Annotated in this window: 14 protein-coding genes; 9 read left to right on the top strand and 5 right to left on the bottom strand. The window is 40.6% G+C overall.

All coding sequences use genetic code 11. The features are described 5' to 3' along the window. Window positions 1-80 precede the first annotated feature (80 nt). From mlaF to murA, 7 genes are all read left to right on the top strand, one after another. A complete protein-coding gene (gene mlaF, locus ACWPW6_RS15605; RefSeq protein ID WP_249999315.1) occupies window positions 81-884 on the top strand; it encodes a phospholipid ABC transporter ATP-binding protein MlaF in 804 nt (267 codons plus the stop codon). Between the two features lie 6 nt (window positions 885-890). Continuing rightward, complete coding sequence (gene mlaE, locus ACWPW6_RS15600) at window positions 891-1,673, top strand: lipid asymmetry maintenance ABC transporter permease subunit MlaE (RefSeq protein WP_154624904.1); 783 nt, start codon at window positions 891-893, stop codon at window positions 1,671-1,673. Window positions 1,674-1,676: 3 nt separating this feature from the next. Further along, on the top strand, window positions 1,677-2,174 hold the full coding sequence (gene mlaD / locus ACWPW6_RS15595; RefSeq protein ID WP_163863002.1) for an outer membrane lipid asymmetry maintenance protein MlaD: 498 nt from the start codon (window positions 1,677-1,679) through the stop codon (window positions 2,172-2,174). Window positions 2,175-2,208: 34 nt separating this feature from the next. Next, window positions 2,209-2,835 carry a phospholipid-binding protein MlaC gene (gene mlaC, locus ACWPW6_RS15590; protein ID WP_163863000.1) on the top strand — a complete coding sequence of 209 codons (627 nt, stop codon included), beginning with the start codon at window positions 2,209-2,211 and terminating at the stop codon, window positions 2,833-2,835. Window positions 2,836-2,839: 4 nt separating this feature from the next. Next, window positions 2,840-3,130, top strand: coding sequence for a lipid asymmetry maintenance protein MlaB (gene mlaB, locus ACWPW6_RS15585; RefSeq protein ID WP_154624907.1), 291 nt, complete (start codon window positions 2,840-2,842; stop codon window positions 3,128-3,130). Window positions 3,131-3,268: 138 nt separating this feature from the next. Continuing rightward, window positions 3,269-3,523 carry a BolA family iron metabolism protein IbaG gene (ibaG, locus tag ACWPW6_RS15580; RefSeq protein WP_154624908.1) on the top strand — a complete coding sequence of 85 codons (255 nt, stop codon included), beginning with the start codon at window positions 3,269-3,271 and terminating at the stop codon, window positions 3,521-3,523. Between the two features lie 163 nt (window positions 3,524-3,686). Further along, window positions 3,687-4,949 carry a UDP-N-acetylglucosamine 1-carboxyvinyltransferase gene (gene murA / locus ACWPW6_RS15575; protein ID WP_154624909.1) on the top strand — a complete coding sequence of 421 codons (1,263 nt, stop codon included), beginning with the start codon at window positions 3,687-3,689 and terminating at the stop codon, window positions 4,947-4,949. A gap of 705 nt (window positions 4,950-5,654) precedes the next feature. On the opposite strand, the gene ACWPW6_RS15570 is transcribed toward murA, so the two are convergent. From ACWPW6_RS15570 to zapG, 5 genes are all read right to left on the bottom strand, one after another. After that, on the bottom strand, window positions 5,655-6,242 hold the full coding sequence (locus tag ACWPW6_RS15570) for a hypothetical protein (protein ID WP_249999314.1): 588 nt from the start codon (window positions 6,240-6,242) through the stop codon (window positions 5,655-5,657). After that, entirely contained in the window at window positions 6,232-6,369 is a 138-nt protein-coding gene (locus ACWPW6_RS15565; RefSeq protein ID WP_249999312.1) for a hypothetical protein, read from the bottom strand. The genes ACWPW6_RS15570 and ACWPW6_RS15565 overlap by 11 nt, the downstream gene beginning before the upstream one ends. 854 nt (window positions 6,370-7,223) lie before the next feature. Continuing rightward, window positions 7,224-8,288, bottom strand: coding sequence for an outer membrane-stress sensor serine endopeptidase DegS (degS, locus tag ACWPW6_RS15560; RefSeq protein WP_154622912.1), 1,065 nt, complete (start codon window positions 8,286-8,288; stop codon window positions 7,224-7,226). A 121-nt stretch (window positions 8,289-8,409) separates the two neighbouring features. Continuing rightward, the gene (locus ACWPW6_RS15555) at window positions 8,410-9,804 is read right to left on the bottom strand and encodes a Do family serine endopeptidase (protein WP_167520937.1); all 1,395 of its coding nucleotides are present in this window, start codon (window positions 9,802-9,804) and stop codon (window positions 8,410-8,412) included. Window positions 9,805-10,262: 458 nt separating this feature from the next. Further along, complete coding sequence (gene zapG, locus ACWPW6_RS15550; RefSeq protein WP_154622910.1) at window positions 10,263-10,667, bottom strand: Z-ring associated protein ZapG; 405 nt, start codon at window positions 10,665-10,667, stop codon at window positions 10,263-10,265. A 345-nt stretch (window positions 10,668-11,012) separates the two neighbouring features. Here zapG and zapE point away from each other — a divergent pair, with 345 nt between their 5' ends. Together zapE and rplM are read left to right on the top strand one after the other, a co-directional pair. After that, window positions 11,013-12,146 carry a cell division protein ZapE gene (zapE, locus tag ACWPW6_RS15545; RefSeq protein WP_163862997.1) on the top strand — a complete coding sequence of 378 codons (1,134 nt, stop codon included), beginning with the start codon at window positions 11,013-11,015 and terminating at the stop codon, window positions 12,144-12,146. A gap of 268 nt (window positions 12,147-12,414) precedes the next feature. After that, a complete protein-coding gene (gene rplM / locus ACWPW6_RS15540; protein WP_004925433.1) occupies window positions 12,415-12,843 on the top strand; it encodes a 50S ribosomal protein L13 in 429 nt (142 codons plus the stop codon). Window position 12,844: the final 1 nt, after the last annotated feature.

Raw genomic sequence — 12,844 nt, 5'->3', positions numbered from 1 at the left:
TTTGGTCTATTTTTCTGTAAAATCGCGAGCCTAGCGCTTTGAGAAAATAAAAATTGATGATGTGACGGGCTATCAAACAAATGCAAACAAAGACAGACAACTTAATCGAAGTGCGTGACATGTCTTTTACTCGTGGCAATAGGAAAATATTTGAAAATATTAACCTAACAGTACCACGGGGTAAGATAACGGCAATTATGGGGCCATCGGGAATAGGGAAAACCACGCTATTACGCCTTATTGGCGGCCAGTTACGCCCAAATCAAGGTGAAATTTGGTTCGATGGTGATAATATTCCGGAATTATCACGCTCAAAACTGTATCAGGCTCGTAAAAAAATGAGCATGTTGTTCCAGTCTGGGGCGCTATTTACTGATATGGATGTTTTTAACAACGTAGCATTTCCTTTACGTGAACATACTCACTTACCGGAATCATTGATCCATACTACGGTCATGATGAAGCTAGAAGCGGTAGGTTTACGAGGGGCTGCAAAATTGATGCCTTCAGAGTTATCGGGGGGGATGGCAAGACGAGCAGCTTTGGCTCGAGCTATCGCACTTGACCCTGAGCTAATTATGTTTGATGAGCCTTTTGTTGGACAAGACCCCATTACGATGGGTGTGCTAGTCAAATTAATTGATGAGCTGAATCAAGCATTAGGCGTGACCTGTGTGGTGGTTTCTCATGATGTGCCAGAAGTGCTTAGTATTGCTGACAATGCCTATATCGTTGCTCAGCAGCATGTGATTGCACAAGGGACTGGTGATGAGTTAAGAGATAACCAAGAACCACGCGTTAGGCAGTTTTTAGATGGTATTGCTGACGGGCCTGTACCATTCCGTTTCCCCGCCAATGATTATCTGGCTGATTTATTAGGGTAAAATAAGATGATAGTAGAGGCAATCGCTGCCTTCGGACGTCGGTGGATTGAAATTTTTTCGGCTTTTGGGCGAGCCGGCTATATGCTGTTTCGTTCATTGTTTGGAAAACCCGAATTTTCCAAACAATGGCCACTGTTAATTAGGCAATTGTACGCTGTTGGTGTGCAATCATTGTTAATAGTTGCAGTTTCAGGGCTATTTATTGGTATGGTGCTTGGGTTACAAGGCTATCTTGTTCTAACAACCTTTAGTGCTGAAGCCAGTCTCGGAATGATGGTGGCATTATCGTTATTGCGTGAATTAGGGCCTGTCGTGACAGCACTGCTGTTTGCAGGGCGTGCTGGCTCTGCATTAACCGCTGAAATCGGCCTGATGAAAGCGACTGAGCAAATATCAAGCCTTGAAATGATGGCTGTCGACCCCTTACGTCGAGTGATTGCCCCGCGTTTTTGGGCTGGCTTTATTAGTATGCCATTGCTATCACTTATCTTTGTTGCAGTAGGGATCCTCGGTGGTGCATTGGTTGGCGTTGATTGGAAAGGGATTGATGAAGGCTTTTTTTGGGCTTCAATGCAATCTTCTGTTGATTGGCGCATGGATATTGTGAATTGCTTTATCAAGAGTCTTGTCTTTGCCATCACAGTCACTTGGATTGCATTGTTTAATGGCTATGACGCTATCCCAACATCGGAAGGGATAAGCCGAGCGACAACACGAACCGTTGTTCATGCATCACTCGCGGTTCTTGGTCTAGATTTTGTACTTACAGCACTGATGTTTGGGAACTAAGTCATGCAAAGTAAAAAAAGTGAAATATGGGTAGGTTGTTTTATGCTGCTGGCAATTGCAGCAATTGTTTTTCTATGTCTAAAAGTGGCTGATTTAAAGTCAATTGGTAGTCAATCCACCTATCAGGTTTCTGCCTCTTTTGAAAACATTGGTGGCTTAAAAGAAGGTTCCCCAGTGAAAGTGGGCGGTGTTGTGATTGGTCGAGTTGCAAGCATTACGCTGAATAAAGATAACTATGTGCCTGATGTGAAAATTGATTTGTTGAGTGAGTATGACAACATTCCAGATTCAAGTTCGTTATCTATTCGTACTTCTGGTTTGCTAGGAGAACAATATATTGCAATGAATATTGGCCCTTCTGGTGAAGAATTAGGAATTGAAACCCTTAAAGATGGGGGGCGCTTAGAAGATACTAAACCTGCGATGGTATTAGAAGATCTGATAGGGCAGTTCCTATATAAGAGTGGAGATAGTCAAGGTGCTGATCCTACAGCAAATTGATTCGACATTAATACGGATTTAGAAGGAATAATTTATGTTTAAGCGCTTAATGATGATAGCCATGCTGGCGATTGCACCATTTGCAATGGCGATTGACCAAACCAACCCCTATAAACTCATGGATGAAGCGGCTGAAAAAACGTTTACACGATTGAAGGAAGAACAGCCTAAAATCCGTAAAGATCCTAACTACTTACGAACTATTGTTCGTGAAGAGCTGCTGCCTTATGTACAAATTAAATATGCGGGAGCACTCGTACTAGGAACTTACTACAAAAATGCAACGCCTGCACAGCGTGAAGCATATTTTGCCGCTTTTGAAGCTTACCTTGAACAAGTCTATGGCCAAGCATTGGCGATGTACCATGGTCAAACGTATCAAATAGCGCCAGAGCAGCCTCTTGGCGATAAAAATATCGTCGCGATCCGAGTCACCATTATCGATCCTAATGGTCGCCCGCCTGTGCGCCTAGACTTCCAATGGCGTAAAAATAGCAAAACAGGCCACTGGCAAGCTTATGATATGATTGCAGAGGGTGTCAGTATGATCACCACTAAGCAAAATGAATGGGGCGATATTTTACGTAAACAAGGTATTGATGGTCTAACAAAACAGTTAGAAATCAGTGCGAAAGCACCTATTACTCTGGATGAGAAATAATCACATGAGTCATGCGCTTACGTGGGACACCGCATCGTCAACAGTTAAACTATCTGGCACATTAGGCCGAGAGTCTTTGCTCGTATTTTGGGAGCAGCGTGAGACTTTGTTATCCCAAGTTGAGCAAATCGATGTGTCAGGCTTGGATCACGTTGACTCAACTGGACTCGCTATGTTGGTCCGTTTAAAAGGTGAGTTTGAGCAGCAAAAACGCTCACTACAAATAGTAGGAATGAGCGATAATTTAACAACCTTGATGGAACTGTATGGCGTTAAGTCATTATTGCTAAGTTAAGGTCAGTTTGTGTAAAAAAAGCGCCTCTGCGTGTTTTTATGCACCGGGGGCGTTTTCTTTGGTTTAAGATTTGTTTCGGATCCTTTAGGATAGACGTCTATTTATACCAAAATCGATGATGATAAAATTGAGTCATATATGGAAACCAACGAAATAAAACAAGTATTGATGGACAAGCTATCTCTGGATGAGGTGATTGTTAATGGTGATGGCAGCCACTTTCAGGTTATTGCCGTCGGTGCCATGTTTGAAAATATGAGCAGAGTCAAGCAGCAGCAAGCTGTTTATGCTCCGTTGATGGAGTATATCGCGGACAACCGTATTCATGCGCTTTCAATTAAGGCATATACCCCAGCTGATTGGGCACGTGACCGCAAGCTAAACGGTTTTTGATAAAAAACTGCGAACAGTATTTAAAATCTATACTCAAAACTATCTCGGGTTGCATGCAGTGAGTCAATAAAGATAGCACTAGGCGTAAGGAACGCGATAGTCCTACTTTTCTGAAGACATTTGCAATCCGAAATAGGATGAATATGAATACGAGAGTAACCGAATGGATAAATTTTTAGTTAAAGGGCCCACTCGTTTAGAGGGTGAGGTGACAATCTCCGGTGCCAAAAATGCTGCACTACCAATTCTGTTCGCTGCGCTACTAGCCGAAGAGCCAGTAGAAATACAAAATGTCCCTAAACTTAGAGATATTGATACGACTATCAAACTTCTCAATCAATTAGGAACCAAAGTTGAGCGCAATGGTTCCATTTATGTTGATGCAAGACATGTTACAGAATATTGTGCTCCCTATGATCTAGTTAAAACCATGCGCGCATCAATTTGGGCTCTTGCGCCGTTGGTTGCACGTTTTGGTCATGGGGAAGTTTCATTGCCAGGTGGTTGTGCTATCGGGGCACGTCCTGTTGACCTACATATTTCTGGGTTAGAGCAACTTGGCGCACACATTGTATTAGAAGATGGCTATGTAAAAGCGACCGTTGATGGCCGTTTAAAAGGCGCTTGCATCGTTATGGATAAAGTCAGTGTGGGCGCGACTGTCACCATTATGACGGCAGCCACATTGGCAGAAGGGACAACGACGATCGAAAATGCTGCCCGTGAGCCAGAAATTGAGGATACAGCTAACTTCTTGAATACGTTAGGTGCCAAAATTACTGGTGCGGGTACTGACCGTATTGTTATTGAAGGGGTTGAACGGTTAGGTGGGGGAACTTACCGTGTGTTACCCGACCGTATCGAAACCGGCACTTTCCTTATTGCAGCAGCCGTTTCAAGAGGAAAAGTGATTTGCCGCAATGCCTGTCCAGATACACTGGATGCTGTTTTGGCAAAACTGCGTGAAGCAGGTGCTAAAATTGAAATCGGTGACGATTGGATCAGCCTTGATATGGAAGGTAAACGTCCCAAAGCAGTGACGTTACGTACCGCACCACACCCAGGTTTTCCGACAGATATGCAAGCTCAATTTAGCCTTTTAAACCTAGTGGCTGAAGGGGCTGGTATGATCACTGAAACCATTTTTGAAAATCGCTTTATGCATATCCCTGAACTTATCCGTATGGGCGCTCATGCTGAAATCGAAAGCAACACAGTGCTATGTCATGGTGTTGAGAAACTGACGAGCGCGCAAGTTATGGCAACGGATTTACGTGCATCTGCAAGTTTGGTGATTGCGGGTTGTATCGCAGAAGGCACGACGACAGTTGATCGTATTTATCACATTGACCGTGGTTATGAGCACATTGAAGATAAGCTACGTGGCTTAGGTGCGAATATTGAGCGTATCCACTCTGAAGATTAAGGGTGCTGTTGCCAATACAGAAGAAAGTCTACATTTTGCTTGCCCTTTACGAAGGGCTTGCTTCACTTTCAATCCCTCTATTCGTTTAAAAGGTGATTCTGGTCGCTTAAGGCCGAGTATGAGGCTGAACATACGTTTCAATGCCCAGTAATGACTCCTAATCACATTATTGTGATATTTAATTTGTTGATGCTCGCCACTTACCGTGAGCATCTTCTCCCCCTCAAATGAACCTGTATTTATCACTTTTGATATGCCTCCTTTTACCTTTAATTGAAGACGTTAATTAACAAAGAGAAAAGAGAGCTTGGTCCTGCAAAATAAAAGCTAAGGCCAAGACGATTATTTTTGCTATTAACAGCGTTAATATAGATAACGTGAGATTTGATTAATTTTTTGCTGAGTTCTCATTTGACTATAAGTTTCATGATTTGATTGAAGGAGGCCAACAACATCGCAGTTGTTTGGCTATTTTTAGTGGGAATCATTGGGTCCTATGGGAAAGAGGAATTCAATCTTTATATCTTCTTAGTAAATCATTCGTTAAGTTCACGCTATTTGCTACTGTATCGATAATATTAACAGTGCTCTCATTGTTTTTAACCGCTTAATTAAATAGTTTTAATATCAATATAAACATGTTTTCATTAAAAATGAAAAACGTTAGTGAATATTGTCACTAACGTTTCGTGGAGAACATTTATTTTATTGCGCGCATTGGTCTAATTTTACTTTGGCCGGATATTGAGCGACATTTAAATAACTTTCTCCAACCGGAGATGCAGTAATAACTCCGCTAGAATTATTTAAATTATCATTAATACCAGGGCCAATAAATGCGACAATTCCACGGGAAACACCCGCAATTGTTTGTTCACCATTAGGGACATTCATATTATCTGAGCGAATTTGTAAGTTTCTAACACCTGAAAAATCTTTTAATTTTACTTCGATTTTATTCGGTTGTGTTACAGATGGGCTAGATGATATTTTTTTCATTGTTTTATATGGAAGGAATTCATATTCAGAACCTTCACCCAAGAAAAACTGGAAGTAAACTCCCACAGCACTTGTTTTAAAAAATTGAATCTTATTTTCACTGTATGCCGGTGTTGCATTATCAGCCCAACCATAAGGTCTATAGGCTAACTCATAGAGTTTATCTTTATCTGATTCATCACAAACAAATAATACTTTTTCTAAATCAATATGGGTTTGCAGAGATATTTCTTGTGGTGTAACAAGCGTGTCAGCTAAAACTTTTCCAGCTTGTTGGATATTGCTAACAATCATGGGATTTTTTTTCACCAGCGTATATTGTTTTATTTTGCAATCCGGAGTTCACAATTTTACAAGCAGCTTGTGCACCAGAAGCAAATAGCAATGATAGCATAATGGTTGCTGAGATTTTCTTAATCATAATTATTCCTTAAATGAGATTTGTTTTTTATTTACATGGCATCTGTAAATTTCAATTTAAAGATAGATGACAGAAATATCTTGCACAAGAAAGTGATTAAATTAAAATTAAATCACCATTATTTTTTATGGTTGGTTTTTTAAATGCTCTTTTTTTTCTAAAATAGAGGTTGGATATAAATTAATTAACCATTTTTGGTTGATATTCCTTATTTGCTGGCATGAATAGAATATAAAACTTGCTCTATAAACTGATAATCAATTTATTCATGGCTTTTTATCTATTTCATTTTTGAAATGGAAATGTTTTTTTATTTAGTCTATTTAAGTCTTCTATTTTAAATCGTATTGTTTTATTTTTAGACGAGAGTTTATTAAATATCGAATTTTAGAGTTCATTGATTAATAATGAAATCAGACATGTAGCAATGTGTCTTATTAAACTGATATAAGAACGTTAGTCATGCGCTAATACTCGTAGCGTTTAAAAGGAAAAGAAATATTGGCAATACTCTGTATGAGTCACATTGGATATCATTTTTGGCTCAGCGATAAGGCTAATGATCGGCTATCCGAGCAGAAAAGCGTAATACGTCAATTGGCTAAAGTGTGTTGAACTGAAAAAGGCTATTTAAAGATAAAAGTGACTACGCATTTTCTGAAGGGAGAAAATAGATAATGAGATAATGAAAATTGACATCTACCGATAAATTAAAAATAAGGCAATAAATATATATCACCCAGTAATCACACTAACGTTAAAATAACCGTAAATGGTAACGGCCTATTTTATACGGGGCTGAAACCTAGTTTTATGGCGTGAATTAGCGTAAAGGAACCCTTCGCAGCCGTTTGCTAGCCAGCTTGGCCTTCAGGAATTTCTTCAATAATAACATCCACATCCTTTACTTCACCATCACGTAAAATTTTTACGGGTACTTTACTGCCAGGGCGAATTTCTGCGACTAAATCCATTGTTTCTGCGGCGGAAACGGCGGGTTTATTATCTACCGATAAAATAATGTCGCCTTGAAGAATCCCCGATTTCGCCGCAGGGCCGTTAGCTGCAACTTGGAATACACGTAGCCCTTTGATTTGGTCAATATTGTTATTGTTAGTTCTAATCTGTGGTAGTTCACGTGCCGTGATCCCAATATAACCACGGATCACACGGCCATCACGGATTAATTTTTCCATTATTTTTGTCGCTAGGGCGGTAGGAATAGCAAAACTTAAACCTTCTGAACTGATCCCTTGGCCCGCACTGAAGGAGAGGGTATTAATACCGACTAATTCCCCTTCTGTATTAATTAAGGCTCCCCCTGAGTTACCTGAATTAATAGAAGCATCCGTTTGTAGAAAGTTTTGACGTCGGGTGGAGCTTAAGCCAACTCGGCCCGTTGCACTGATAATTCCCTGAGTCACTGTTTGCCCTATGTTGTATGGGTTACCAATGGCAAGGACGACATCTCCAACATGGGTGACACGCAATTTATTAATAGGAATGACAGGAAGGTTTTCGGCATCTATTTTGAGTACCGCTAAATCCGTTAATGTATCGGAGCCGACTAATAGAGCATCAAAGATTGAACCATCCTGTAAGGCAACTAGAATTTGATCTGGATTATCAACAACATGTTTATTGGTAATGATATAACCGTTGGCGCTCATAATCACGCCTGAACCCAGTGATTTTAATTCACGGCCTGATTGAGAAAAACTCCCTTTAGAGCTGCTATACACATAAACGACAGCCGGTGCGGCTTTCCGGACGGCTTTATTATAACTGATAGGTTCGTTATCTATTTTACCATAAAGCAAATCAGCTAACCCTTGAGGGCGTAGGGAAGGCACCGCAACAATAAGGATCATCGCGGTTATTAGACCTAGCATTGCTGCCCAGAGAAGCTTTTTCACCATAAGATATCGAGTATTCAACTTGTTGATGTTAGTACAGGGAGATTGAGCATAACATAAAAAAACAGGCACAGCAGTTTGTACTGTACCTGTTTTGATCTTTTACAACAATTTTGTGTTGTGATTAATTTTTCATGAGCAGATAGAGTGTCTCACCACCACGTAAGACTTTCATTGCCAGTACTGGCGGTTTTGCATCAATCACTTTACGGAACTGTTCAATACTTTCAACACGAACGTCGTTCACGCCAAAAATTAAGTCACCTTTAACTAAGCCAACCGCGGCAGCAGGTGATTTTGGTGCGACATTATCAACTTGTACACCTTTAGTGTTGCTAACGGTTGCGTTAGATAGTGTGGCGCCAAGTAATGATTCGCTCAGTTTTTCCGCTTTAGTCGCTTCGCCTTCATTGTTTTCTAAAACAACTTTAACATCCATTGGCTTGCCTGAACGGATCAGACCAATCGTGATTTCTTTACCGATCTGGCTGGTACCAATTTTAGCTCTCAGCTCAGCAAAGCTGTTAATACGCTTACCATCGACAGAGACTAAGACGTCACCTGATTTAATGCCAGCTTTAGCCGCGGAAGACTTAGGCAGAACTTCGCTCACGAATGCACCACGTTGAGCATCAATATTAAAGGCTTTTGCAATATCCGAATTCATTTCGGTACCTTTAATACCTAAAATCCCACGTTTCACCTCGCCGTGCTTAATGAGTTGTTCACTGAGGTTTTTAGCCATATTACTTGGGATTGCGAAACCAATACCAATGTTACCGCCACCCGGTGCTAAAATTGCGGTATTAATACCGATCAGTTCACCATTTAGGTTCACTAAGGCACCACCGGAGTTACCACGGTTGATAGAGGCATCTGTTTGGATAAAGTTTTCTAGACCTTCAAGATTTAAGCCGCTACGTCCAAGTGCTGAAATGATCCCTGAAGTTGCAGTCTGTCCTAGACCAAACGGGTTACCTACGGCAACGGCAAAGTCACCGACGCGTAATTTATCGGAATCGGCCATGCTAACGGCAGTGAGATTTTTAATGTCTTTTGCATTGGTGATTTTTAATAATGCGATATCTGTCTGTGCATCTTTACCGATCAGCTTAACATCGAGCTCACGACCATCATTAAGTTGGATTTGAATTTTATCTGCACCATCAATCACGTGATTATTGGTTAAAATATAACCCTGCGCAGCATCAATGATTACACCAGAACCTAACCCTTCAAATGGTCTAACACTTTGCTGTTGTGAAGGGATGTTCGGGCCAAAGAAGAATTTTAATTCTTCTGGGATTTGTTGGTTTTGAACACGTGTACCAGAAACATGAATGTTGACGACAGCAGGGAGCACTTTTTCAAGCATCGGTGCTAAGCTTGGCATATTTTGGCTCTGTGCCGTGGCTGGTAATGTTGCAGGTAAAGCCGCACTGCTAATCGAAGGTAAAATTGACAGGGATAACCCTAGGCTCATTGCGACCGCAGTGAGAAAGAAATTTTTTCTTTTCATCATTCCGTAGATTCTCTCAAGAATAAAATTTATCAGGTAGCAGCAATGCTGCACTCATCACGATATTTTTCTCATATCAGATTTGATTTTACTGATAGCTATGACTATGGATTATGCGCAAAAGTTCATACAACAGGTAGCAAATATCCACTCTTTTACATCTATTTACATGGATTGTAGATGAAATAGAACTTCTATACAGTTTTGAAATAAAAAGAAATACTTTAAATAAGACGATCTTTTGTCGTGTTGTATTTAACTGACTAGTTAGCAGCAGTAAACTCGCCAGTGCTAACGAAACAAAAAAGGATATGTGGTATTCACCAGTAAATGATTTTACTGGTGAATAAGTTAGCTATATTTCGTGTGATAGAGCAATTGAAGGTGTCGAACCACCTTCAAGACTCATTATTTTTCTTCATTCTGATTCACGAACCATTTAGATGATATATGAATAATTACTTTTCTTTTTCATCTAAAGGGCGGAACAGGCCAGAAGCACCATCTGAATAATCTCTCGGTGGCATTTTTACTGGCGCCTGATCATTATCAGCTTCTGATTCCGTTAAGCGATAATTGAACGGATTATCTTGAGCGGGCATATCTGGCATTAACTCTGAGGAGCTTTGTGCCATATGTTGATATAGCTGACGATAATCACGAGCCATTTTATCAAGTAACTCTGCACTGCGAGCAAAATGGCTGACGAGCTCCTTACGGTACTCTTCTAGCTCAGTGTTTTTCTTGTCTAATTCAGCTTGTGCTGTCTTTTGTTGGCGAAGTTTTGGGTTACCATAACGGACGACTAAGGCGCCGATAATGAAACCGATAACTAGTCCAATTAGTGCATACTCCCAGGTCATGCTGACTCCTTCGTTTACTTCACTGTTCGCAGAAATTAAGCTTATCCATCTATTACTATACTCTAAATCATTCGAGGTGCAGCGAGGCGACAAGTGAATAAGTCGCTAAGAGTATAGATAATGCTATGACGAGTCTGAATAAATGTCGTCAATAACGCTGCAACTTGAAGTATAACGAGTAAATTCCGGTTAATCACTAAAGAGTGGAATACTAAGACGAAATTCCTTACTCCTCTAACATTCGTTAACTAGACGTTAAATAATAAATGAATCTGGTTATAATAAGGGCAGTGTATACCATATAACGGTAAAAAAACCGAAAATTTTTCAAGGATTATTCAGTTAATGTCACCGATAACCCCGATTATGCGTTATCAACAGGCTCTTGCTGAAGGTAACTATCAGCCTGATGACGTACAAAGACGTGCAGTAGAGCGTCTAAATGAAATTTATCAGCAGTTGATCTCGACATCCTCTTTAAATGAACACAATGAGAAGCCTTCAGGCCTAAAAATGCGTTTAGGGCGCTTATTGGGCAAAAAACACACCTCAACGATCGAGCCTGTAAAAGGACTATACATGTGGGGTGGCGTGGGGCGAGGAAAAACCTGGCTGATGGATATGTTCTATGAAAGCTTGCCAGGAAATAGAAAACTCCGTTTGCACTTTCATCGCTTTATGAAAAAGGTCCAAGACGATCTGATGGCTTTACAAGGTCAAGAAAACCCATTGGATATTATTGCTGATGAATTTAAAAAGCAGACAGATGTCCTGTGTTTTGATGAGTTCTTTGTGTCTGATATTACTGATGCAATGATTTTAGGCACTTTACTGGAAGGCTTATTTGCTCGAGGCATCACCCTAATTGCAACATCCAATATTATCCCAGATGACCTATATCGCAACGGTTTACAACGTGCGAGGTTTTTACCCGCGATAGAGCAGATTAAAAAGTATTGTGAAATTATGAACGTGGATGCTGGGGTTGATTATCGACTAAGAACATTAACTCAAGCCCATCTTTTCTTATCGCCGATTAATGATGAAAGTCGTCAACATCTCAATGAGGTTTTTAACAAACTGGCTGGGAAAAAAGGCGAACAGCAACCGATCTTGGAAGTTAATCATCGTAAAATGCAAGCGATAAACGCCGCAGAAGGGGTGCTGGCAATTAGCTTTAAAGCGTTGTGCGAGGAGCCTCGTAGTCAAAATGATTATATTTATCTCGCCAATTGTTATCACACCGTACTTTTGTATGATGTGCCTGCTTTGGACGGTAAACAAGAGAGTGCGGCGCGGCGTTTTTTAGCGTTAGTGGATGAGTTTTATGAACGAAAAGTGAAGTTAATCATTAATGCGCAAGTGCCTATGGCATCGCTCTATCAAGGTACTTTGCTCACATTTGAATATCAGCGTTGCTTATCTCGTTTACAAGAAATGCAAAGTGAAGAGTATTTGAAGATGCCACATTTGGCTTAAGTCTCATTGGTAGTTTTTGTACAAAAAAACATCTAATATAGACAAGAAGAAAAAAAAGTGTTTTTGGGGTCGATTTTTATTGCTGACTTCTCTATAATCTTGCGACCCCACGTTACAGCGATGTTTTTTATTTCCCAAGAAATATCGCATTAATGCCGGCTAGGCTGCTCGAAGGGGTGGGTTTGCTGGACAAGAGTCGTGTGAACCTCACAAAGCTTATGAACATGAGTGTTCACCAACGTGTAACTTCAATATTGGGTAAGTTTTAATGAAAACTTTTACAGCTAAACCAGAGACCGTAAAACGCGACTGGTACGTTGTTGATGCAGATGGCAAAACTTTAGGTCGTCTTGCAACTGAATTGGCTCGCCGTCTGCGCGGTAAGCATAAAGCGGAATATACTCCGCACGTGGATACTGGTGATTACATCATCGTTCTGAATGCAGAAAAAATTGCTGTTACCGGCAATAAACGCGAAGACAAAATCTACTATCGCCACACTGGCCATGTAGGTGGAATTAAGCAAGCGACTTTCGAAGAAATGATTGCTCGCAGTCCTGAGCGTGTGATTGAAATCGCGGTTAAAGGCATGTTGCCAAAAGGGCCTCTGGGTCGTGCAATGTACCGTAAACTGAAAGTTTACGCAGGTAACGAGCACAACCACGCGGCACAACAACCGCAAGTTCTTGACATTTAAT

The sequence above is a fragment of the Providencia sp. Marseille-Q8014 genome (assembly GCF_965112055.1).
Note: the sequence above shows the minus strand (reverse complement) of the source record. Positions and strands in the feature narration are given on the sequence as shown.